Source organism: Algoriphagus sp. (assembly GCF_030694375.1).
Lineage (GTDB): Bacteria > Bacteroidota > Bacteroidia > Cytophagales > Cyclobacteriaceae > Algoriphagus.
Genome location: NZ_JAUXYL010000010.1, coordinates 91,177 through 113,465, shown reverse-complemented (window position 1 = coordinate 113,465; position 22,289 = coordinate 91,177). Strand labels below are relative to the sequence as shown.

Below are 22,289 nucleotides of genomic sequence, written 5' to 3'. Positions count from 1 at the left end.
CACAAAACGTTCAAATTAGCCTTTCAACTGGGTTTTGATCCTTGGAAACACTCAAAAATCAACAAAGAAATACCCATAGCAAACCACGGCTTCGTTCAACACAGTTTTAAACGCAATCTGGGATACCGTCTTACCAAGGTCCCTCTTTTTTGGCCAGATTGCGTTTAAAACTCTTTACGTTATGAGTACAGCCCAGGCAATGGGAGGTACCTGGAAGCCAGTTCCTTTGACAGTCGATTATTCCCACGATTTGGACGGAATGAATGCAGCGATCGATTCAGCTACTCGATTGGTTTATGTCTGCAATCCGAATAATCCGACCGGTTCGATCACCAATGCTGAATCCCTTAAGAAATTCTGCATTGAAGCTTCTGCCAAGGCTCCAATTTTTGTGGATGAAGCGTACCTGGAATTTTTGGAAAAACCTGAAACCCAAACCATGGTTGGATTGGTGGCGGAAGGTAAAGATGTAATTGTAGCCCGAACTTTCAGTAAAATCCATGGCATGGCGGGATTGAGAATCGGCTACATCGTTGCAACCCCTGAACGGATTGAAAGTATTACCAGTAAAGTAAGAAGCACGATGGGACTCTGTGTGACTTCGTTAAAAGGTGCAATAGCAAGTATGAAAGAAACAGAGTTTCTGGGCCAATGCAAAGCGCAAAATACCGAATGCCGCGATTATGTGACCTCGGAAATCACCAATTTGGGTTACAATCCTATTCCGTCATACACCAGTTTTTTGATTTTCCCGATTGCTATGGAAGGTAAATCCTTTATGAAATCGATGTACGAAGAGGGTGTGGGAATCAGAGCCTATGAGATGTATGGGAAATCCTGGTGCCGGGTAAGCATGGGTACCCATGAGGAGTTGGAGTACTTCGTCGAAACATTCAAAAAAGTCACCAAAGCCTGATTAAAAAGATACGATGCCTGTAGCGCTTCAAACTTCCCTTTCACTTTTGTTGATGATATTGCTCGGCTACTTCCTCAGGAGTAAGCTGGATAAAGAAGAGCATCGGAAAGGACTGAAAGTAGTAATTCTGGATTTGGCTTTGCCGGCGATGATTTTTGTCGCCTTGTTGGGCATTAAAATGGAGGCCGAGCTGGTAATTTTACCAGCATTAGTATTGGCTTGGAACGGTGCAATGCTTGGAGCAGGCTATTTTGGATTGCCATGGATGGGAGTAGAGCGGCATAGTGCCGCTCACCGAACTTGGTTGATGCTCTTGCCTTCGCTGGCACCCGGACTATCCTGCTTTCCATTTTTGATTGAATATTTGGGTGAAGAGGCCTTAGCTTGGGGTGCTTTGGCAGATATAGGCAATAAGATTTATGTGTTGATTTTCGCTTATCTACTTGCCATGGCATGGTACTATCGGGTTCATCGAATGGGTAGGAGATCCAATGGAGAAAAAGTAAAACAATTGCTTTTGGCGATGTTGAAGGAGCCGATCAACCTAGTATTGATCTTGGCAATGATCCTGCTGAGTCTTGGAATGAGCATGCAAACTCTCCCAAAGTACTTTGGAAAATCGGTGCTGATGTTGAAGGAAATCATGACACCATTGATTTTGCTTTTTATCGGGATGTCTGTGGTTTTGAAATGGAAGCAGATTCAAGCCATATTTTCGGTGCTGATGCTACGTGCGGGAATCAGTTTGCTTCTGAGTGGGTTAGTGGTTAGCCTTTTTCCCTTCCCAAGCACAGCAGCTATTTTGCTGACGGTGGTGTTCCCGCTGTCCAGCTGTTCTTTTTGGCCTTTCGCCCACATGTCAGCGGTGCGGCAACTTGAACTGAATTCAGAGAATTTAGCAGCAAACAAAACATTTGATTTGGAGCTTGGGATAAATATTCTGGCAGTTTCCCTGCCTTTTAGCACTTTGCTTATTTTAGGGATTTTCAGTGCGGGGGAGTATTTCACCTCAGCCTTTCAAATTGGAACGTTTGGGTTCCTTTTGATTTTGATCCCACTTACTTCAAAAGCAATTACTTGGGTTAGGGGTTTGGATATCACACTTGATTTGTCAAAAAATCAAGATCTCAAAAACAGTCCTACTGAAGGCAGATAATACAATAGGTTTGATTTAATTAGAAATGCCCCGGGATATTTTCGGGGTATTTTTTTCGGGGGAAAACGGTGAGTTATTTTCCGATACAGAACTTACTGAAAATATTCGCCAGTAAATCATCGGTCGTCACTTCCCCGGTGATCTCGCCCAGATAATGCAGAGATCGGCGGATGTCCATCGCCACGAAATCATTGGTCACTTCATTGTCCAATCCTGTCAAAATATCGAGTAAGGATTCCCTTGTTTTGGTGAGGGAGTCGTAGTGCCGGACATTGGTAACGATGGTGTTTCCGGTGCGGAATTTGTCCAGATTGACCAGTTCCAATACGCGAGATTTAAGGCCTTCGAGGTTTTCTTTTTTGCCTGCAGAAATAAAAATAGTGTCCGGATGCTGTGTCTTTAACTCATTGATAATATTTTCCTTAGCCTTGTCTGTCTTATTCGCAACTTTCAGGAAGGGGACACCTAGATTTTCCAATTTGTTGATATCTCGATTGATCTCGATGAGGTCGGTGTCACTGAGATCGAAGAGGTATAAAATCAGGGAAGCGGTCTTCATTTTCTCCTGTGTTCGGCTGACTCCAATTGCTTCGATTACGTCGGTGGTTTCCCGCAAACCTGCGGTATCGATGAATCGGAAAATCACGCCTCCGATGCTGATTTCATCTTCGATAAAGTCCCGGGTGGTTCCGGCGATTTCGGATACAATCGCCTTTTCCTCGTTTAGTAAGGCATTGAGCAAGGTAGATTTCCCGGCATTCGGTTTCCCGGCAATCACCGTGGGGACTCCATTTTTGATCACATTTCCCAAATCAAAACTCAGGATCAATTCTTCCACAATCCGGAGGATCCGCTCAACCAAAACACGTAAATCTGCTCTGCTGGCAAATTCCACGTCTTCCTCTGTGAAATCAAGTTCCAACTCGATCATGGAAGCAAAATGGATCAGTTGGTTACGCAACTCCTGGATCTCAGAACTGAACCCACCGCGCATTTGATTCAATGCGGCTTGATGGCTTGTTTCGGAATCGGCATGAATCAAATCCGCTACGGCCTCGGCTTGTGCCAAGTCAAATTGACCATGAAGAAAGGCCCGCTGGGTAAATTCTCCGGGTTTGGCCGGGCGGACGCCCTTTCTGACGAAAAGTTTGAGAACCTGATTGATGATATAGGAGGAACCATGCGTGGAGATTTCCACGACATTTTCCTTGGTGAAGGATTTGGGAGCCTTGAAAACTGACACCAATACCTCATCGATAATTTTATCCCCATCCCGGATTGTTCCGAAATGAATGGTATGGGAAGGAACTTCCTCCAGGTTTTTTCCGAAAAAGACTTCGTTGGTGACACTGATGGCGTCTTTTCCGGAAAGTCTAATCACTGCAATGGCACCGACACCTTGAGGAGTGGCAAGTGCGATGATCGTATCTTCGCGCTCTGCGAGGGAAAAACTCATGGTTTGGCTTTAAATGCTTTTTCGATCAATTCAGAAAGCCCGCTCAAAAATGCTTCAGGGGCCCTGTAGCCGGGAAGTTGGGCAATATTTTGAAGTTTTGGCTCGATGACCACAAAGTTAGGATAAGAGCGAACCCGCATGGCCGCTGCCATTTGGGCTTCCGTGTATTCTTTTCCCATAAAGTCAAAAGTCCTCTTGGTGTCTTCTGCGTTCATTTTGACAGCGTAAAAGTTGCTATTGATGTATGCGATGACTTTGGGATCTGTGAAAGTTTCCTTGTCCATCTTCTTACACCAGCCACACCAGTCGGTATAAACATCCACAAGCAGCATTTTTGGTTTTTGAGCATTGGCAGCGATTGCCTCCTCAAACTTTAACCATTTGATCTGCTCCTGAGCTTTCGTAGAAAAACTCAACAAGACACCGAAAATTAAAAGGACTATATATTTCATTGATATTTTTTAATTAAAGGTAAAAGAGGCGAATGTCTTGCATCTCATATCTTACATCTTTCGTCTTTTTCCAATCAAACTCCAAACGGTTGATTGGCGGGAGAAGTTCCTCGAAACCATGCCGGCTTTTTGCCATGTATCAATACACTGATTCCAAAGAAGACTCCGGCAACAGTCACCATCATTCCAGCAATCGAACTGTCGATCCAGTAAGCAAGGTAATACCCCAAAACCGAAATTGAAATTCCCATAGCAGCGGTGAGTTTGAGAAGCGGCATCAGGCTCTTGGTCCAAAGGAAAGCTGTGGCAGGAGGGACTACGAGCAAGGCAACTACCAATATCGCGCCAACAGACTCAAAACTGCTAACTGTAGTATAAGACACAATACTCATCAATGCCAAGTTCACGCCTTTGGATGGGATTCCCATTACGGAGCTAAAGTTTTCATCGAAGCTAGTGAGTACTAACTCCTTAAATAATAGGTATATAAATCCAATAACAAAGAAGAAGTTTAACCCTGCCAACCAGGTGATTCTTGGGCCGAGGTTTAAGCCGCTTTTGGTGATCCAGCTGTCGATCGGCAAGTAGGCGATCTCTCCGTAGAGTACGCATTCCTGATCCAAATCGACCTTATAGGCAAGGAGATTGATCAGGATAATACCGATGGCAAAAAGCAAGGTAAAGGTGATTCCGATCGAGGCATCGAGCTGAACACGGGCTTTTTTGCGCAACCAATCAATCATCAAGGTGGCCAAAATCCCCAAGAAGCCTGCTCCAATAATTACTTCCAAACTCCGCTGACTTCCTGAAACAAAGTATCCGATAACAATACCGGGTAGCACTGCGTGTGAAATGGCGTCACCTGTCATGGACATTTTGCGGAGCATCATAAAGACCCCCAAAAATCCACAGGAAATCGCAATCAGCGAGCCTGTGAAAATGATCAGAAATGCGTTGCTATCGAAGGTCATGGTTTTCTCTGGGGATAGTTTCTTGGTGAGGATCGAGGGTAGGGTAGTTGAGTCTCTTTTCAAGCAAAGCTTCAAGCTCTGGTGTAATCAAATGCTCCAGTTGTTCGGCTGAATCGTGCACATGGTCGGGGGCAATATTCATAGATTCATTGAGGTACAATTCCCATAATCTATGCAATCGAACAATGCGCATCGCATCAGAAATCCCCTTCTCTGTTAAAGATATAACATATTGATTTTTAACAATAAATTGAGATCTATCTAAATATTTGATTGATTTACTTGTTTCCGCTTTTTGGTAGGGGTAGAGCTCATAGATTTCCTCTACAGGCAAACCATTCTTGCCTCCTTCTTTGGCTTTATACAGTGCCTTCATCAGGTGATCGCGATGTGTTTTTCGGAGGTATTTCTTTCTGGAAAAATATCTGGAAATAATACCACTTTTGGGAGAAATCAAAAAAGAGATCAAGGCAAACATCGAAAGGAAAACAACAACCCAAGGCCCGGTCGGCATCTGCGGCAAGACGAATGAAACATAGGTTCCAAGGATCCCGGATAGGACCGAAAAAACTGCGGCCAAAATCAAAAGCGGATTCAATCGATCTGTCCAGAATCGGGCTGCCGCACCGGGAGTGATTAAGAGCGCTGCCATCAATACTACGCCAATTGCCTGAATCCCGATCACCACTGCCAAAATCATCAGCACATTAAACAGAAATGAAATGGCTTTCATGGGGAATCCTATTGCTTTTCCATACTCCGGATCAAAGACCATCAAACGAAATTCTTTCAGCATCAAGGTCAACACTACAATGATCACCAAGGAAAGCCCGCCATAAAGCATTAGATCAGACTCGGATATCCCGATGGCATTTCCGAAAATGAAGGAATTCAAACCGGCAATCTCGGGATTGCCGCTTTTCTGAAGTGAGGTCAAGAGCACGATACCAAATCCAAAAAATACTGAAAGGATAGTCGCTATAATGGTGTCCTCGCTGAGTTTGGTGTTGCGCTTCAACCATGAACTCAGGAATGTGGCCACTCCTCCCGAAAGAAATGCTCCTGTGACGATGTAAACCGGATTTTTTTCACCTGCCAGCATAAAACCCAAGCAGATTCCCGGGAGAACTGCATGAGAAATCGCATCGCCCAAAAGCGCCTTTTTGTCTAAAAATGAGAAAGTGCCAACATAAGCCGATCCGATTCCCAGCAAAGTGATTCCCAAAACCACCCAAACTATGGATGGATCCTGAAACGTGAAGAAGTAAATAAAATCTTCCATGTCAGCTTTTCAATGGGTTGAAGTCTTTTTGGCGAATCATGTCAGTGACTCGGGTGAGTAGATTCAGCTTTCCTCCATAGGTTTTTCGGAGCAATTCTTCGTTCATTACCAGCTCTTTTGGCCCCGATGCGACCAAGTGTAAGTTGAGCATGATCAACCAATCAAAGAAATTCATAGCCGAGTGGATATCATGATGAACTACAATGACGGTTTTCCCGGCTGCGGTCATTTCCTGAAGCAGCTGAAAAATCGCCGTTTCTGTTGACATATCCACCCCGGCAAAGGGTTCATCCATCAGATACAAATCGGCCTCTTGTGCCAATGCCCGGGCAATAAATACACGCTGTTGCTGTCCACCTGAAAGTTCAGAAATCTGTCTTTTCACAAAACCACTCATTCCGACCTGTTCCAAACTTTTTAGCGCAATGTCTTTTTCCTTTTTTCCGGGACGGCGAAAAAGCCCAAGTTTACCATACGTCCCCATCATCACCACATCCAGTACCGATGCCGGAAAATTCCAATCCACAGATTCCCGCTGAGGAACATAACTGATTCTTGACCTGACCTCATTCAGTGGTTTGTCGAACACTTTGACATAGCCGGATGTAGGCGCAATCAGACCCATAATTGCTTTGATCAGTGTGGATTTTCCAGCCCCGTTGGGACCAAGTATTCCCACCAATTTTCCTCCGGGTAAACTGAGGTCTACATTCCAAAGCACTGGATTTTGATCGTAACTGACCGTAAGGTCATGGATTTCAAGTATGGGATTTTCTACTTGTGTGATCATAGCAATAGGTTTTCGTAGATTATTTTGAGATTGGTTTTCACCATTCCGATATAAGTTCCGGCGGGTGTTCCGACAGCATCCAGGCTATCGGTATACAGTGGGCCTGCGAGTTTGACCTGATGGTTGTTTTCAGCTGCACCTGCAGCCACTGCCCGGATTGCCTTTGGTGAAATGGTCTGTTCTGCAAAAATGGCTTTGACTTTATTCACTTGCACCAGTTGAATCAACTCGGTCAAGTCCCGAAGCCCGGGTTCGCTCAAGGTGGAAAGTCCCTGAAGCGATTTGACTTCGAGTAGATAGGCTTTTCCAAAATAGGCAAAGGCATCGTGTGCAGTGACCAGAATCTGCCCGGCTGACCGCAGTTCATTGACTTTAAGTCGAACTTCTGCATCAAGTTCCTGAAGTTGGTCAAGGTAAGCTGCTGAATTGGATTCAAGTATTGACTGCCATTCAGGTTTCCATTCAATCATTTCCTGAGATACATACGCCATCGCTTTTGACCAGAGGTTAACATCAAACCAAATGTGTGGATCTACGCTATGCGCCTCGGGGCCGGATCGGATCAGTTCTGATTTTGGGAGTCCTTGAGAGATGTCAATAAGTGATTGACTCAGGGCCAATTTTTCAAAAATCTCTGTCATTTTTCCTTCCAGATACAAACCATGGTAGACGACCAAATCTGCATTGGTCAGTAAATCCAGATCCCGGACAGATGCCTTATATAAGTGAGGATCTACTCCTGCCGGCATCAAGGCGATGACATCAGCCTGATCGCCCACGAGATTTTTGATCCCATCGGCCAATATACTGGTGGTCGCTACAATCAACGGTTTTTCCCTGCTTTCCTTTGAGTCCGTTTTGCAGGAGAAAGAAATCAATAACACAAATACAAACAGGAAGAAATTTCTCATGACTGCAAAACCAAAATGTTACAGGACACATCCTTGGACATGAATAGGGTCTTTTTCTGATCTACCAGGATTTCCAGTGAGCCGTCAAATTCTACTTTGTCGAGTACTTTGATCCGAGCACCGATGTAGGCACCCACTTTATCCAGGTAGCGTAGAAATGCCGCAGAACTGTCTTTGACTGCCACGATCTGACCAGTTTGATCCACTTCCATTTCGTTGAGCTGTACTCGGGGTCTCGCTCTTACATCTCCAAATTCATCAGGGATCGGATCTCCATGCGGATCAAATTTGGGGTAATTGAGGTAGGAGTCCAGACGCTGAATCAGAAGAGGGGAGTGGATGTGTTCCAGTTGCTCTGCCACTTCATGGACCTCGTCCCAAGCAAAATTTAATTTCTCCACCAAAAACACTTCCCAAAGTCGATGCTTACGAATGGTCTGTAGGGCGAATCGTTTCCCCGATTCAGTGATCTGTAGGCCGTAATATTTGCGGTATTCGATGACTTCTTTTTCTCCAAGTTTTCTGAGCATGTCGCTCACTGAAGCTGCCTTGGTTTTCATCTCCGCTGCGATATCATTCGTCGAGACACTTTTCTTTCCTCCATCGGAGAGGTGATAGATGGCCTTCAGGTAATTCTCTTCTGTGCTGGTCAAATCCATGGTAATCCAAATTGTATAATAAGTCAAATGTAAAAATTAATTTAGATATGGCTAAATATATTTTTAAGAAATGCTAAATCGTCTGTGGAAAACCGTCTCATTAATGTGTTTTCCTTTTTAGATTAGTCTAAAAATAAGATTATATGTTTCTAAAAAATGAATTATTGTATTGAAATACAATTGGTTGCAATTATAAGAATGATGCAAAATGCGATTTGTAAAGTGAATTTTATCAGTTTCCATTTAGAGGAAATGAGTGTAAAAGAAGGGGTGTAAGTGGATAAATACCCACATTTATCCACTCTGCCACGAAAAATAATACAGATTAAGAGAGGAGATTTTGGACAGCCTGCTGAAAATCAGACTTTTCAGTTTTCCACAGGATGTTGTCTGTGGGCATTCCTGTAAAAAAAGTAAGGCTTAAAGCGGCATTCAAATTGTCCCCAGCCTGAGGGAGGTCTAAAAAGTCAAGGCAATATCCTCCGCCGAACTCAGCCAAAAAATCCTCCCATTTTACATTGGGACTGATCAAAACAGGTACTCCCAAAGCGGCGCATTCAAAAAGTTTTGTTGGCATTTTGTCACGAATACCTGTATGATTTTGGTAAGGGAGTAATGCAAAATCTGATTTTGCGATCACTGCAATAAGTTCGGAATGTCCGATTGGATTTCGATCTATTCGAAGTATCAGATTTGGGATTCCTCGGGCTATATCCAACAGTTGCTTTTGAAAAGAATCAACAGGGCAGTGCCCTACTATTTCCAATTCAGCTTCGGGATAACTCTTTAGGATTGCTTCAAACCAACGAATGGCATCCCAAGTGCCAAAAGCCGGAGTAATAGTACCGGTGATGCAAAACCGGATTTTGTTTTTCCCTTCGAAGCTTTTAGGCCCCGTTTTTTTGATTTGCCCTTGGTATTTGTTTTCAAGAATTAAGTAAGGTTGTTTTTCGGGCATTTCATCTGTGTAGCACTTTTCGGCCAAAAGAAAGAGATCGATGCCATGAACAGATTCAGCTTTCCGAATCAGGTTTGAAGCTTTTGTTTTTTGGTTAATTGAAAGGCTTGGATTGAGATCCAGATTTGCACGATAGTTTTCCTGGACATCATAAATGATTTTGTATCCCACTATTGATTTCAGGAATGAAGCGATCGGTAATAGTTCATAAGTGCAGCAAATCAGGATTTTTGGTCTGATTTTGAGCAGTCTAAACATAAATCTTCCCTGTGCCAACAGGCGATCCACGCGGGAATCGAAATGGCTCATAGAAGAATAAAATCGGAATTCGTGGATGGATGTCGGCCTTTTCGGAGAAAAACCTATGATAAATAGCCTGTATTTATTTGTTTCGCCAAGCGAAAGGGCGAGCTTTCCAAAAGCTCGAACATCCAAGATCGGCTTCAGCGTGGAAGCGATCAGAACGGAAACCTTTTTGGCCGGAAACTGACTCATAAACGAAACTAACTAAAATAATGGAACTCAAGACAATCATTGAAGCCGCCTGGGAAAACAGGGAATTACTGAAAGAGAAAGAAACTGAAATAGCTATAAAAACTATTATCGCTGATTTGGATGCGGGCAGACTGAGAGTGGCCGAGCCTACTGCTGATGGAAACTGGAAAGTAAACGACTGGGTAAAAAAGGCTGTAATCCTTTATTTTCCGATCCAAAAGATGCAGACTATCGAAGTGGGACCATTTGAATTCCATGATAAAATGGCGCTTAAAACCAATTATGCAAAGCAGGGAGTTCGGGTAGTTCCGCATGCTGTTGCACGTTACGGAGCCTTTTTGGCGTCCGGGGTGGTGATGATGCCAAGTTATGTTAATATCGGAGCCTATGTGGACAGTGGCACGATGGTTGATACCTGGGCAACGGTCGGTTCCTGTGCGCAGATCGGCAAAAACGTTCATTTGAGTGGAGGAGTTGGGATTGGTGGGGTGTTAGAGCCAGTGCAAGCTGCACCGGTTATTGTAGAAGAAGGTGCTTTTATCGGTTCAAGGGCCATCATCGTAGAAGGTGTCAGAATCGGTAAAGAAGCCGTTATAGGAGCGGGGGTAACACTGACCGCAAGTTCCAAAATCATAGACGTGACAGGATCTGAGCCCGTAGAGTACAAAGGATATGTTCCTCCGCGCTCAGTGGTAATTCCGGGTTCGCTTGCCAAAAATTTCCCAGCAGGTACCTATCAGGTTCCCTGTGCACTGATCATTGGTCAACGTAAGGCTTCTACCGACCTCAAAACATCCCTCAATGATGCGCTGAGAGAAAATAACGTAGCAGTATAAAAGAAAAAAGATGAATTTATTTCCCAAAGCCCTGATTGTTTCGGTTTTCGCTGTGACAGTTTGGGCTTGTTCCGATTCTAAAAAGAATCCAGCCGACAGTTATTTTGAAAAAGGGCAGTATGAACGTGCGGTTCAGACTTACACGGATAATCTTAAGTTAAAGCCTACCGATGTGACCATGTTGTATAACAGAGGGAGGGCCTATCAGGAAATGGGAGATTATAATAAAGCCAGAATTGACTTTGAGTCAGCTCTGGCTTATGATCCAAATAACTTTCAGGTTCTTCTAAGCTTATCAGCTGTTCAGTTGGAAGAAAAGAAATATGCCAGTGCATTACTCTATGCAACAAAGGCGGAGGCTATTCCCGGGGCTCCGGCCATGGCCTCATTTTTAAAGGGCAGAGCATTGCATCAATTGGGATTACCTGAAGATGCTTTGAAGGCTTATGGAAATGCCATTCAGATTGATAAGGATTTTGGTCAGGCCTATCTTAACAGGGGATTATTAAAAATAGCTTTAGACAGAAAAAAACAAGCATGTGAAGATTTTAAGCTTGCATCAGTTTTAGAATATCCAGGTGCTGATGATTTATTCAATAAGTATTGCAAATGATTTTTACTTTTTTGGATCCGTTTGATGATCATGGTCCTTGTGATCGCAAATATGATCGGAAGTTATTTTTCCGGCACCTGAGCAGGTTTTACAATCACTCACTTCTTTTCCGGAGCCTTCACATTCAGGACAGGTCAAGCGACCTTTGCCGGAGCAGCGCTCACATTCAAAAAACTCCACGATGTTGAAAACATTTACTTTTTTGATCAAACCTGAGGCAGCGCAACGGCTGCAGCCGACGATTCCTTTTGATTTGCAATAAGTGCAGGTTTGCTCGATTTGCTTTGATCCATCGCAAGTGAAACAGGTGTCATATCGGTACCCTCTCCGATCACAGAGATTGCATGCCTCAATTGCCGAGATATGTATTTTAAGCTTTTCCTGAAGCTCTTTTGCCCCTTGGTAGTTTTCACCTTTGAATCCCGTTAATTCAAAATATTTTTTCAGGAAGTTGGAACTGTTGTCAAATTGGCCAAGATTATAAAGTGTCTCTGAAAAATAATAAGGCATCTCATCCGGAAGTGGAAGTCCCGAATCAATCAAGTTTCTAAAAATAGAATTGGCAGTTTGGTAATCGTTTCTCTCTATTGCGGCCAAAGCACCTTTCATCCAGCGGTCAGTTTGACCAAGATTCGGTCCGGCTTGGGCAATGACGTCTAGGGAAGACATTGTCAATAATGTGACGAGAAAGATTCGGGAAATCAACGTATATAATTTCAAGATTTCAGATTTGTAATGTTTTGCAAGTAAAGAACACTTTCTATTAAGCCAAAGTTAAAAATTGCAAGCGGATCAATAAGAAAAATTACTGTAGGTTTTGAGACCTTTTAGAGGAATTTCGGCATCTTCCAAATGGAAAGACTTTATCAGCTAGGCAGAATCACTTGATCCTATTATCACACATTGAGTCTGACGGAATCTTTCATTCAGGAAACCTTGAGGCGACTCATGGTTTTTTTGTAGTTTGGAATTCAAAATTTTTCCCATGAGCAAAATTGATCAGTTTAAAACACTCCTGACTGAGGGTCAGATTTACAAAAAAGATTTTATCGTCCTCGGCACAGGGATCTTGGATGGAGAAGCGATAACCAACACACACATAAAAATACCCCTGAAGACTCTAAACAGGCATGGACTCATCGCTGGGGCCACCGGAACGGGAAAAACCAAAACCCTTCAGGTAATAGCCGAACAACTTTCTTTGAAAGGAATTCCTTCCGTATTGATGGATCTAAAGGGAGACCTTTCTGGTCTCGCTATGCCGGGAGAATCGAATGATTTTATTTTGAAAAGATCAGCCACGATCGGAGTGGACTATACCCCACAGGGATTGCCTGTGGAGCTGATGACTATTTCCAACGAAAAAGGGGTTCGCTTGCGCGCAACAGTATCAGAATTTGGGCCTGTTTTAATTTCCCAGATTATGGAATTGAATGATACACAGCGAGGAGTTGTCGCTTTGGTTTTTAGGTATTGTGATCTGCATCATTTGCCTCTGTTGGACTTGAAGGACTTCAAGCGCGTGCTTCAGTTTGTTTCCAATGAAGGAAAAGAAGCGATTACCAAAGAATTCGGACAGGTTTCTGCAGCTTCGGTCAACACGATTATGCGAAAAATCATCGAATTGGAACAGCAGGGTGCAGATCGGTTTTTTGGTGAGCGCTCTTTTGAGGTAAATGATTTTGTGAGAACAAAAGATGGCAAAGGTGTCATTTCGATCATTCGCTTAACTGACATTCAAAGCAGGCCAAAGCTGTTTTCGACCTTTATGCTGAGCTTGCTTTCTGAAATCTATGAGACTTTTCCGGAACAGGGAGACGCTGATCAACCAAAGTTGTGCTTGTTCATTGATGAAGCTCATTTGGTGTTTTCCAGTGCATCCAAGGATCTTTTGGACAAAATCGAAACCATCATAAAATTAATCCGGTCTAAAGGTGTTGGCGTCTTTTTCTGTACCCAGACTCCAACTGACGTCCCCGATAACGTCTTGGGACAGTTGGGATTGAAAGTCCAGCATGCCCTTCGGGCTTTTACAGCCAAAGACCGCAGGGCCATCACTAAAACGGCCGAGAATTATCCCGATTCTCCTTTTTATAAGACTTCGGAAGTCTTGACTTCCATGGGAATTGGGGAGGCTTTGGTTACAGCACTGAATGAGAAAGGGATACCAACACCACTGGCACACACCTTGGTACGGGCTCCGATTACCCGCATGGATATTTTAGAGGATTCAGAAATCCGCGGTTTGGTATCAAATTCCCAGTTGGCCTCCAAGTACAATCAGGAGATAGATCACGACAGTGCATTCGAGATTTTGGAGCGAAAAATGGAACAAGTTCAACGAGATCAGGATAAAGCTACACTTCCCGGTCCTCCTCCAAGAAGCGGATCCAGGACTAAGCAAGATGAATCTTTGCTCGGTGAGCTTAGTAAAAACACGATGGTGAGGCAAATGGGGAGAACCCTGTTTCGTGAATTAGCCAGAGGAATTTTGGGATCATTTACCGGTAAAAGAAGATAGTCATAACTTATTGTTATTTAATTAGATAAACCAATTGAAAATCGCAGTAATAGGAGGGGGTGCGGCTGGTTTCTTTGCTGCAATCCATGCCAGTGGAATGGGGAGGGAAGTGACTATTTTCGAGAAAAGCCCCAAGCTTTTATCCAAGGTAAAGGTCTCCGGTGGTGGTAGATGCAATGTCACCCATCGGCCTATGGAGATTTCTAAATTGATAAAAAACTATCCGAGGGGAGAGAAATTTCTAAAGCGTGTCTTCCGGCACTTTTCCATTCCGGATACTATCAAATGGTTTGAGTCAAGGGGGGTTGAACTGAAAGTCGAGTCAGATGGACGTATGTTTCCTGTTTCGAATTCTTCTCAGTCTATTATTGATGTGCTCATGGCTGAGGCTAAAAAGTGCAAAGTCAAAATCCTGGTTTCCACAGGGATTAAAGAACTTAACCCTACTGAGAAAGGCTATGAGCTGATCACCGAGAAGGGTGTATTCCGTGCTGATGCAGTAGTAATTGCAAGCGGAGGACATCCAAAAACCGAAGGTTACAATTTTCTTAAATCATTAAATCACAGGATAAATAGCCCAATTCCTTCATTATTTACTTTCAATACTCCGGGGGAACCCATTCGAGAGTTGATGGGAGTGGCTGTACCAGATGGTTTGGTCAAAATAGAAGGGACCAAGTTGAATTATCGGGGTCCGGTATTGATTACACATTGGGGTGTCAGCGGGCCTGCCGTGCTGAAACTTTCCGCTTTCGGTGCAGCATGGCTTCATGATCATCAGTACCAAGCTCGGGCGATTATCAATTGGAATGCGAGTTTTGGTGAAAATGATTACCAAATACAGCTACTTAACTATGGCAAAGATCATCCTAATCGAAAAGTAATTACACATCCCTTATTTGACATCCCGTCACGGCTCTGGGAGCATTTTTGCTTCAAAGCTGAGATCGACTCAACCCAACTTTATGGAAATTTGCCGAAAAAGCAATTAAACAGAATGGTACAGAACCTTTTTTGCTATATTTTGGAAGTAAATGGAAAAACAACATTCAAAGAGGAATTTGTCACCGCAGGTGGAATCCAATTGAGTGAGGTCGATCCGGAAAGTTTACAAAGTCTTTACCACCCAAACCTATACTTTTCCGGCGAAGTCTTAAACATTGACGGTATTACAGGGGGCTTTAATTTTCAAGCCGCTTGGTCTACAGGATATTTAGCCGGAAAGTCTATTAAATAACAGATTTATGAATAGTTACTACCCGGAATTAAATCAGCGAATTCTGGAAATGGCTGAAGGAGACGAGGAATTTAGAATGGAACTGACTTCTGCGATATACAATGGACTGATTGAATTACAATCCAAATATGCAGAAGGTCTTAAAGAGAAAGATGAGGTAATTATCCAGCAAATTCGTCACAAAATTAAACCTACACTAATGATGTTTGAGTTTTCGGGCTTAGCAGAAGCATTAAATGAGGGAAAAGTTATTTTAGAATCACAGGGTTTTGGATTTCAATTTGAACAGCATTTTCAGAAATTTTTACACCAAGTTGAATTGGCTATATCAGAAGTGGATCGCCTGAAATAATAAAATAGGAGCTTGCACATGCAGCTCCGATTTTGCTTTAGACCCGATGATTAAATTTTATTAGTCAAAGGTAAAGTTTGTTTGAGGATGATGACTTTCCGGTAAGTAAACTTCATGTGAAGATTTAAATTTTTGAATTAATGCCAATTATACCAAGTACTTATCCTAATCCCCCAAGGCATTTGTTTAATGGGCATTTGGAAACCATTGTACCAAGTTTGCTTCGAAAAATATTGGGAGTCAACTATGTGCGAGAGAAAATCAACACGCCGGATAATGACTTTTTGAATTTGGATTGGTCAAAAGTAGGCGGAAGTAAACTCCTGATTATTTCCCACGGATTGGAAGGAGATTCAAGGAGGCATTACGCTATGGGCTTGGTGAAGCTTTTCAATCAAAATAAGATCGATGTATTGGTTTGGAACAATCGAAGCTGTGGGGGAGAAATGAACCTCAGGCCGATTCTTTATCATCATGGTGCCAGCTATGATCTGAATACAGTCATTGAGCATGTCATTTCAACTCATTCCTACGTTGAAATTTTCCTTGTCGGAATAAGCATGGGTGGAGCACAAACGCTCAAATATTTAGGTGAAAAAGGAGACGATTTGCCTAAAGTCATCCAAAGAGCAGCCGTGTATTCAACACCCTGTAACCTTCCATCGAGTGCTGCTACCCTCAAGCTTCTTAGGAATCTGTTTTACAGAAATCGGTTTTTGGGCAAACTCAAGAAAAAAATTGAGGCAAAAGCTATGCAGTTTCCTGATTTGATTGATCTGGACTTGTTGCACAAAGTGAAGGATTTTGATTCGTTTGACACTCATTTCACCGCCAAATTACATGGATTTAAAGATTCAGCAGACTTCTACCAAGCTGTCAGCGCAGATAATTGGATGGCACATATTGGTATTCCAACCCTTATTATCAATGCACTCAATGATCCCCTGCTTGGATCGGAATGCTATCCTGTAAAGTTGGCTGAATCAAAGTCAGAAATCATTCTTGAAATGCCAAAAAGGGGAGGACATACTGGTTTTATGGTCTCAGGGCAAGAATTCACTTGGGCAGAATACCGATTTCTGTATTTTCTGACAAAAGAGGAATGATGAGCTTTTACAAAGTTTTGAAACTTTTGGAAAAGCTAAATTCCAGACTTAACCAAACCGCTTCAATGCCATCTCAGCGACAGTTCCGCCAATAGAAAGTGAACTTGTCGCCGCAGGAGAGGGTGCATTTAAGACGTTAATTGCATGGGCTGATTCTCTGATTGCAAAATCATCCAACAATCCTCCTGTTCTGTCACAAGCCTGTGCACGGACTCCGGCTCCGCCCTCGACCAGATCACTTTCCTGTATTTCAGGAATCAATTCTTGAAGTGCTTTAGTGAATGCGGCTTTTGAAAAGGACCGGTAAATCTCTCCAAATCCGGTTTTCCAATACTTTGCTGCCACTTTTTGGAATCCCGGCCAGGCTAAGGTTTCGGCTAATTCTCCCAAATTGATCTGTGATTTCTTGTATCCTTCTCTTTTAAAAGCCAAAACCGCATTGGGACCTGCTTCCACTCCACCTTTCATCATTCGGGTAAAGTGGACACCAAGGAAAGGAAAATTGGGATCCGGAACAGGATAAATCAGATTTTTGACCAAGTATTCCTTTTCTTTTTTAAGCTTAAAGTATTCACCCCGAAAAGGAATGATTTTCACATCGTTAAAAGAGGGATCATTCATCTGGGCGACTTTGTCAGAATAAAGTCCTGCGCAATTGATTACCAGTTTTGCTTCAAAAGTTTTATTTGCCGTTTCAATAAAATTAATTCCATTCTGTTGGTTGATTTTAAGGGCTTTATGGTTTAAAAAAATTTCACCTCCAGCTTGTATTATTTTTCTGCCATAGGCTAGTGCGACCTTGTAATAATCAACAATTCCTGTTTGAGGAACATGAATGGCCGCTACTCCCGCGCAATACGGTTCAAATTCTTTCAGTTCTTCCAAAGTGATGTAGCGCGTTCCCTCAAGTCCATTTTGAAGACCACGTTCCCAAAGTGTTTTGAGCAATGGTTTCTGTTCCTCCTTCGTAGCCACCACTACTTTTCCGGTGATTTCAAAAGGAATTTTTTCTTCCGTGCAAAATTGTATCAACTCATGATACCCGTTAATGCAGTTGGTGGCCTTCAGTGAACCGGGTTTATAATAAAGTCCTGAATGGATTACGCCTGAATTATTGGCTGTTTGATGTTTGGCAAGCTGATCTTCTTTCTCCAGAATTGCTATTTTAAGGTCTGGACGGCCTTTTTGGATTTTCAATCCTGTTGCCAAGCCCACAATTCCGCCGCCCACTATTACTACATCGTATGTCATCACTGAATCTATTTGGCCCCAAATATACATGTCGAAATTTGAATCCAAGTAGGTTTGCCATTCTGAAAAAAAACAGTGATTTGTAAATTTTTGCGTTCAAATCGAACCTTAAAAAGGCGGTTTGACTTTATCTTTCGAGACTTTTAAAATTCAGTGCGTTCACCCCATGCTTCGAAACCTTCTTTTTGCTGGCTTTTTCTTGATTTCAAGTTCAGTTTTGGCGCAGTTTTCCATAAAAGGGAAAGTTACTGATGCCGAAACGGGTGACCCTATTCCCTTTGCAAATGTGATTTTGAGAGGGACGACAGTCGGTATCACCACAGATTTTGAAGGGAATTATTTCCTACAGTCAAAAACTTTGGCAGATAGCCTTGACGTCAGCTATTTGGGATATATCAAACAGTCAAAAGCATTAAGTAAATCAGCAGACCAAACGATCAATTTTCAACTTCGATCTGCCTCGTTTGATTTAGAGACTTTTGTCTTTACAGCTGGGGAAAATCCAGCTTTCGAGATCATAAGACGTGCCGTAGAGCGAAGAAAAGACTTTGATAAAAGGACTCTATCGGCTTATGAAACAAGGAGCTATACCAAAATTGAGATTGACATTGATAACCTTTCGGAAGATTTTAGGCAACGTAGGTCTGTAAAGAAGGTCACGGCAGTGCTCGACAGCATCAAGCAGCTGACCGATGATGAGGGTGAAAAAATCCTTCCCGTATTTTTTTCAGAGACGGTTTCAAAATTTTATTACCGAAATAATCCTGAACTCAAAAAAGAGGTAATCGAAAAATCGAAAGTCACCGGGGTCGGCATCACCGATGGATCTACTACCTCGCAGATTACGGGGTCAGTGTTTCAGGAATATAATTTTTATAAAAACTGGCTTTCCATTCTAAATAAAGACTTTATTTCACCGATAGCTGATGGCTGGCGAACATCCTATGATTATGACCTGCTTGATTCTGTTTTGGTTGGTCGGGATACTTGCTACAAACTCCAAGTTTATCCACGCAGAGAACAGGATTTGGCGTTTTCAGGGACGATTTGGATCCAGAAAGACAATTACGCCCTCAGGCAGGTCGATTTGACAATTCCGAAAGCCGCGAATCTGAATTTCGTAGACCGGATAAAAATTCAACAGGAATTGGTAGCCAGTTCGGCTGGCCCTTTAATCCCCTCCAAGACACGGGTTCTAATTAAGATCTCGCAGCTTAGCGATAATACAGCGGGAGTTTTGGCTAAGTTTTACACCGCCATTGACAGCATATTGGTTAATGAGCCAAAGGACACTAAATTTTTCAACCAGGCAGTTGAGTTAAAGCCTGATTTTGGGCTTGTTGGCGCAGATTTTTGGGAGAAAAACAGACCTGATCCCCTGAGCGTGGAAGAGTTGGCAGTACTTCAAATGGTGGATACCCTGAAGAATATTCCGATTATTAGGTTTTACTCTGAAGGCTTGAAGTTCTTCGCCACAGGATATAAATCTTTTGGAAAAATCGATGTCGGGCCTTGGCCTGAATTTTTCAATTACAATAATGTGGAAGGAGTGCGCTTGGGTATGGGCTTTCGTACCAATTATAAATTCAGTAAAAAGTGGGAATTGAAAGGGTATTTAGCCAGAGGATTTAGAGATGAGGAATGGAAATATGCAAGTTCGATCACCCATATATTAGACAGAAACCACTGGACATCCCTGCAGGCTTATTCTTCAAGAGAAATCGATCAAGTAGGCCTTGAAATTTCAAACCTTCAAGGCAACAGCATATTTCTGGCTGCAAGCCGATTTGGCACTTTACGAAGCCCTTACTTCAGTACGAATCACGGACTTAATATTCAACGGGAATTTTTTAAAGGATTTTTGGTAAAAGGGGGAGTGAACTTGGGTCAATTTGATCCGCTTTTTGACTTTTACTACTTGGATAAGAATACCAGGGAATTCAAATCTAACTTTTCAACTACCGAAATCCGTGCAGGAATCCGCTACGGTAGAGATGAAATCATCATTATCAATGACAACGAGCGAGCCTCACTTGGATCGGTGAAATGGCCGATTTTTGAAATCAATTATACCCAGGGAATAAATGGGTTTGGGGGAGATTTAGATTATCAAAAGCTAAGTTTATATGTCTATCATCGGATTAATTTGGGGCGTTTTGGGGTAGGAAGGTATGAATTGGATGCGGGGAAAATCTTTGGGGAAGTTCCTTATCCAATTCTGAAAAATCATTTGGGGAATGAGACCTTGTTTTACACCACGGCAGCATTTAATACGATGAATTTCACGGAATTCACTTCGGATAAATATTTCAGTATCCGCTACCGGCAGTCTTTTGAAGGCTTTTTGTTGAATTCACTTCCGCTGATTAAAAAATTGAAGTGGCGATTTGTCGGCAATGCCAATGTGCTTTGGGGATCCGTAGAAAATTACAATGTGGCCAATGTGCCTATGGTAGATCCTGAAGGAAATCCTCGCAAAACGTTTGGACAATTGGATTTTGGGACGCCTTACTTGGAATTGGGGTACGGCGTGGAAAATATTTTTAAATTCTTTCGGGTAGACTTTTTTCATCGGATGACTTATTTGGATAATCCGGGAGCAAAGCCGTTTCATGTAAAGGTTAGTGCTCAGTTTATTTTGTGATTAGCGAAGAAAACTTCATTTAGTTTCACTAAATATTTTTGCTAAAAAAAAAAAAACTTTAATTTAATGGGAAAATAATCTAATTAAGGTTTCGTTGACTTAGGATTAAACATAGGTTATCAATTGCTTAAGATCAAAGAAATCAGATCTAATTCAAATCCATTTTGCCATGAACTTCTCTTCCAAATCTTTGCTTACAGGATTTTTTCTGGTTTTCCTTACTTTATCTCAATCAACTTTTGCTCAAACGGAACCCGAAACTTTCACCGCAAAAAATGCCATTTATCTAGAAGTGGGAGGAAGTTCCGGAAGATATGCAGTTAACTACAGCAAGATATTTCATCAAAAAGGGAAACTAAAGCTGAATGGGAGTGCAGGGTTTTCAATGTGGCGTGACAAATTAAATTCTAAAACAACTTGGCTTCCTGTAATTCCATTGGAGGTAACAGCCTTTTACGGAAAGTCAAATCATCATTTGGAAATGGGGTTTGGAGTCACTTCTTACCTAGGTAGAACTTTAGAAAGAATTTCGGGAACATTTGAATTTAGAGAAATAGTGGTTTATGATGCCTTTATTCCTCTAAGAGTCGGATATCGGTACCAAAAACCTGAAGGTGGATTCTTTTTTAGGGTTGGATATACGCCAATTATTGACTTCCCGCCAAGAACAGGAGGAAATTGGTCTTTCAATCCATATCATGCAGGAATAAGTTTTGGAAAGAGCTTTTGAGTTGGAATAAACCTTTTTTGAATCAACCAGGCAAGATAAAAACCGAAATAAATTCTAAACCCATATTGACATGAATATCCAATTCAAAACATTTCCTATAGGATTTTTTCTAGTTTTCCTGACACTATCTCAATTCACTTTTGCACAGACCGAACCCGAGACATTCACCGCTAAAAATGCCATTTATCTTGAATTAGGCGGAAGTTCTGGAAGATATGCAGTTAACTACAGCAAGATATTTCATCAAAAAGGTAAACTAAAGCTGAATGCAAGTGCAGGTTTTACTATGTGGCATCACAGAATAAATTCTAAAACAACTTGGCTTCCTGCAATTCCCTTAGAGTTTTCTGGTTTTTGGGGAAAATCAAATCATCATCTTGAGGTAGGTTTAGGACTTTTTACTTATTTGGAAAGAGTTCCAGTGATTAAATCAGGATCATTTGAAGTAACTGATAAAGTTGGATTTTCTGCTGGTATGTCGACTAGATTAGGCTACAGATACCAAAAACCTGAAGGTGGATTCTTTTTTCGAATTGCCTACACTCCTTTAATTAACACTCCAATTGGAGGAGGGGATGGCTGGTACTTCTTTCCTTACTGGGCAGGGATAAGTTTTGGAAAGAGTTTTTGAGTTTGAAAAAATCTTTTTGAATCCATCAGGAAAAAAAATTATCATTTTATGTGTATCCTCATATCTGTAGGTTACAGAATTTAGACCGTTTTCGAGATTCAGAAAATCCTCCCGTCTTTCGCAGGGATTGGCTCCTTGCCCTCCGCCGCGGCGGAGGGAGTTGCCTAAATTGATCCTCAAATGTTTTTAGGAATAGTCTACGTGCAGTCATCCGTATACACATCTAACATTTGGTTAATCCCAATCCTTTTCAGCTAAAGGAGAAGAAATAGAAGATCATTTCAAGATTCCCTTTGCCTAAATTTTTCCTTTGCAGGATGGT

At 42.2% G+C, this 22,289-nt stretch carries 21 protein-coding genes; 11 read left to right on the top strand and 10 right to left on the bottom strand.

The window, feature by feature from the left end:
- Window positions 1-181: 181 nt before the first annotated feature.
- Together Q8M62_RS03770 and Q8M62_RS03765 are read left to right on the top strand one after the other, a co-directional pair.
- Window positions 182-916 (top strand): histidinol-phosphate transaminase, encoded by a 735-nt coding sequence (locus tag Q8M62_RS03770; RefSeq protein ID WP_304899652.1) that lies wholly within the window; start codon window positions 182-184, stop codon window positions 914-916.
- A 13-nt stretch (window positions 917-929) separates the two neighbouring features.
- Window positions 930-2,072, top strand: a complete 1,143-nt coding sequence (locus Q8M62_RS03765; protein ID WP_304899651.1) for a permease — start codon at window positions 930-932, stop codon at window positions 2,070-2,072.
- A 73-nt stretch (window positions 2,073-2,145) separates the two neighbouring features.
- Here Q8M62_RS03765 and mnmE read toward each other — a convergent pair whose 3' ends face one another.
- The 8 genes from mnmE to Q8M62_RS03725 form a co-directional block, all read right to left on the bottom strand.
- Window positions 2,146-3,528 carry a tRNA uridine-5-carboxymethylaminomethyl(34) synthesis GTPase MnmE gene (gene mnmE / locus Q8M62_RS03760; protein ID WP_304899650.1) on the bottom strand — a complete coding sequence of 461 codons (1,383 nt, stop codon included), beginning with the start codon at window positions 3,526-3,528 and terminating at the stop codon, window positions 2,146-2,148.
- Entirely contained in the window at window positions 3,525-3,980 is a 456-nt protein-coding gene (locus Q8M62_RS03755) for a thioredoxin fold domain-containing protein (protein WP_304899649.1), read from the bottom strand. Before Q8M62_RS03755 ends, mnmE begins: the two co-directional genes overlap by 4 nt.
- Window positions 3,981-4,054: 74 nt before the next feature.
- Window positions 4,055-4,951, bottom strand: a complete 897-nt coding sequence (locus Q8M62_RS03750; RefSeq protein WP_304899648.1) for a metal ABC transporter permease — start codon at window positions 4,949-4,951, stop codon at window positions 4,055-4,057.
- A complete protein-coding gene (locus Q8M62_RS03745; protein ID WP_304899647.1) occupies window positions 4,938-6,233 on the bottom strand; it encodes a metal ABC transporter permease in 1,296 nt (431 codons plus the stop codon). Before Q8M62_RS03745 ends, Q8M62_RS03750 begins: the two co-directional genes overlap by 14 nt.
- A gap of 1 nt (window position 6,234) precedes the next feature.
- Window positions 6,235-7,023 (bottom strand): metal ABC transporter ATP-binding protein, encoded by a 789-nt coding sequence (locus tag Q8M62_RS03740; RefSeq protein ID WP_092732180.1) that lies wholly within the window; start codon window positions 7,021-7,023, stop codon window positions 6,235-6,237.
- Window positions 7,020-7,934 carry a metal ABC transporter solute-binding protein, Zn/Mn family gene (locus tag Q8M62_RS03735; RefSeq protein ID WP_304899646.1) on the bottom strand — a complete coding sequence of 305 codons (915 nt, stop codon included), beginning with the start codon at window positions 7,932-7,934 and terminating at the stop codon, window positions 7,020-7,022. Before Q8M62_RS03735 ends, Q8M62_RS03740 begins: the two co-directional genes overlap by 4 nt.
- On the bottom strand, window positions 7,931-8,593 hold the full coding sequence (locus Q8M62_RS03730; RefSeq protein ID WP_304899645.1) for a metal-dependent transcriptional regulator: 663 nt from the start codon (window positions 8,591-8,593) through the stop codon (window positions 7,931-7,933). The genes Q8M62_RS03735 and Q8M62_RS03730 overlap by 4 nt, the downstream gene beginning before the upstream one ends.
- 325 nt (window positions 8,594-8,918) lie before the next feature.
- The gene (locus tag Q8M62_RS03725; RefSeq protein WP_304899644.1) at window positions 8,919-10,046 is read right to left on the bottom strand and encodes a hypothetical protein; all 1,128 of its coding nucleotides are present in this window, start codon (window positions 10,044-10,046) and stop codon (window positions 8,919-8,921) included.
- A gap of 20 nt (window positions 10,047-10,066) precedes the next feature.
- Between Q8M62_RS03725 and Q8M62_RS03720 the strand changes: the two genes are divergently transcribed.
- A complete protein-coding gene (locus Q8M62_RS03720; RefSeq protein WP_304899643.1) occupies window positions 10,067-10,882 on the top strand; it encodes a 2,3,4,5-tetrahydropyridine-2,6-dicarboxylate N-succinyltransferase in 816 nt (271 codons plus the stop codon).
- 10 nt (window positions 10,883-10,892) lie between these two features.
- Complete coding sequence (locus Q8M62_RS03715; protein ID WP_304899642.1) at window positions 10,893-11,495, top strand: tetratricopeptide repeat protein; 603 nt, start codon at window positions 10,893-10,895, stop codon at window positions 11,493-11,495.
- Between the two features lie 3 nt (window positions 11,496-11,498).
- On the opposite strand, the gene Q8M62_RS03710 is transcribed toward Q8M62_RS03715, so the two are convergent.
- A complete protein-coding gene (locus Q8M62_RS03710; RefSeq protein ID WP_305668015.1) occupies window positions 11,499-12,164 on the bottom strand; it encodes a molecular chaperone DnaJ in 666 nt (221 codons plus the stop codon).
- 316 nt (window positions 12,165-12,480) lie between these two features.
- On the opposite strand from Q8M62_RS03710, the gene Q8M62_RS03705 reads away from it, so the two are divergent.
- From Q8M62_RS03705 to Q8M62_RS03690, 4 genes are all read left to right on the top strand, one after another.
- Window positions 12,481-14,016: a helicase HerA-like domain-containing protein gene (locus Q8M62_RS03705; protein ID WP_304899640.1), complete on the top strand. Its 1,536-nt coding sequence runs from the start codon at window positions 12,481-12,483 to the stop codon at window positions 14,014-14,016.
- Between the two features lie 34 nt (window positions 14,017-14,050).
- Window positions 14,051-15,253, top strand: coding sequence for an NAD(P)/FAD-dependent oxidoreductase (locus tag Q8M62_RS03700; protein ID WP_304899639.1), 1,203 nt, complete (start codon window positions 14,051-14,053; stop codon window positions 15,251-15,253).
- Between the two features lie 7 nt (window positions 15,254-15,260).
- Window positions 15,261-15,605, top strand: a complete 345-nt coding sequence (locus tag Q8M62_RS03695; protein WP_092732203.1) for a hypothetical protein — start codon at window positions 15,261-15,263, stop codon at window positions 15,603-15,605.
- A 140-nt stretch (window positions 15,606-15,745) separates the two neighbouring features.
- Complete coding sequence (locus tag Q8M62_RS03690) at window positions 15,746-16,711, top strand: YheT family hydrolase (RefSeq protein WP_304899638.1); 966 nt, start codon at window positions 15,746-15,748, stop codon at window positions 16,709-16,711.
- A 48-nt stretch (window positions 16,712-16,759) separates the two neighbouring features.
- Here the strand turns inward: Q8M62_RS03690 and lhgO are convergent, their stop codons facing one another.
- A complete protein-coding gene (gene lhgO, locus Q8M62_RS03685) occupies window positions 16,760-17,962 on the bottom strand; it encodes an L-2-hydroxyglutarate oxidase (RefSeq protein WP_304899637.1) in 1,203 nt (400 codons plus the stop codon).
- A gap of 166 nt (window positions 17,963-18,128) precedes the next feature.
- Between lhgO and Q8M62_RS03680 the strand changes: the two genes are divergently transcribed.
- The 3 genes from Q8M62_RS03680 (at window position 18,129) to Q8M62_RS03670 (ending at window position 21,967) form a co-directional block, all read left to right on the top strand.
- Window positions 18,129-20,606, top strand: a complete 2,478-nt coding sequence (locus Q8M62_RS03680) for a DUF5686 and carboxypeptidase-like regulatory domain-containing protein (RefSeq protein WP_304899636.1) — start codon at window positions 18,129-18,131, stop codon at window positions 20,604-20,606.
- A gap of 169 nt (window positions 20,607-20,775) precedes the next feature.
- Window positions 20,776-21,336 (top strand): hypothetical protein, encoded by a 561-nt coding sequence (locus Q8M62_RS03675; protein ID WP_304899635.1) that lies wholly within the window; start codon window positions 20,776-20,778, stop codon window positions 21,334-21,336.
- A gap of 70 nt (window positions 21,337-21,406) precedes the next feature.
- Window positions 21,407-21,967 (top strand): hypothetical protein, encoded by a 561-nt coding sequence (locus tag Q8M62_RS03670; RefSeq protein WP_304899634.1) that lies wholly within the window; start codon window positions 21,407-21,409, stop codon window positions 21,965-21,967.
- Window positions 21,968-22,289: the final 322 nt, after the last annotated feature.

Bases quoted from the DNA above. Each gene is read 5' to 3' on its own strand.
- Q8M62_RS03730 (WP_304899645.1), bottom strand. From the start codon at position 8,593: ATGGATTTGACCAGCACAGAAGAGAATTACCTGAAGGCCATCTATCAC.
- Q8M62_RS03715 (WP_304899642.1), top strand. From the start codon at position 10,893: ATGAATTTATTTCCCAAAGCCCTGATTGTTTCGGTTTTCGCTGTGACA.
- Q8M62_RS03675 (WP_304899635.1), top strand. From the start codon at position 20,776: ATGAACTTCTCTTCCAAATCTTTGCTTACAGGATTTTTTCTGGTTTTC.
- Q8M62_RS03770 (WP_304899652.1), top strand. From the start codon at position 182: ATGAGTACAGCCCAGGCAATGGGAGGTACCTGGAAGCCAGTTCCTTTG.
- Q8M62_RS03720 (WP_304899643.1), top strand. From the start codon at position 10,067: ATGGAACTCAAGACAATCATTGAAGCCGCCTGGGAAAACAGGGAATTA.
- Q8M62_RS03680 (WP_304899636.1), top strand. From the start codon at position 18,129: ATGCTTCGAAACCTTCTTTTTGCTGGCTTTTTCTTGATTTCAAGTTCA.
- Q8M62_RS03740 (WP_092732180.1), bottom strand. From the start codon at position 7,023: ATGATCACACAAGTAGAAAATCCCATACTTGAAATCCATGACCTTACG.
- mnmE (WP_304899650.1), bottom strand. From the start codon at position 3,528: ATGAGTTTTTCCCTCGCAGAGCGCGAAGATACGATCATCGCACTTGCC.
- Q8M62_RS03710 (WP_305668015.1), bottom strand. From the start codon at position 12,164: ATGTCTTCCCTAGACGTCATTGCCCAAGCCGGACCGAATCTTGGTCAA.
- Q8M62_RS03755 (WP_304899649.1), bottom strand. From the start codon at position 3,980: ATGAAATATATAGTCCTTTTAATTTTCGGTGTCTTGTTGAGTTTTTCT.
- Q8M62_RS03765 (WP_304899651.1), top strand. From the start codon at position 930: ATGCCTGTAGCGCTTCAAACTTCCCTTTCACTTTTGTTGATGATATTG.
- Q8M62_RS03745 (WP_304899647.1), bottom strand. From the start codon at position 6,233: ATGGAAGATTTTATTTACTTCTTCACGTTTCAGGATCCATCCATAGTT.
- Q8M62_RS03705 (WP_304899640.1), top strand. From the start codon at position 12,481: ATGAGCAAAATTGATCAGTTTAAAACACTCCTGACTGAGGGTCAGATT.
- Q8M62_RS03690 (WP_304899638.1), top strand. From the start codon at position 15,746: ATGCCAATTATACCAAGTACTTATCCTAATCCCCCAAGGCATTTGTTT.
- Q8M62_RS03695 (WP_092732203.1), top strand. From the start codon at position 15,261: ATGAATAGTTACTACCCGGAATTAAATCAGCGAATTCTGGAAATGGCT.
- Q8M62_RS03735 (WP_304899646.1), bottom strand. From the start codon at position 7,934: ATGAGAAATTTCTTCCTGTTTGTATTTGTGTTATTGATTTCTTTCTCC.
- Q8M62_RS03750 (WP_304899648.1), bottom strand. From the start codon at position 4,951: ATGACCTTCGATAGCAACGCATTTCTGATCATTTTCACAGGCTCGCTG.
- Q8M62_RS03725 (WP_304899644.1), bottom strand. From the start codon at position 10,046: ATGAGTCAGTTTCCGGCCAAAAAGGTTTCCGTTCTGATCGCTTCCACG.
- lhgO (WP_304899637.1), bottom strand. From the start codon at position 17,962: ATGACATACGATGTAGTAATAGTGGGCGGCGGAATTGTGGGCTTGGCA.
- Q8M62_RS03670 (WP_304899634.1), top strand. From the start codon at position 21,407: ATGAATATCCAATTCAAAACATTTCCTATAGGATTTTTTCTAGTTTTC.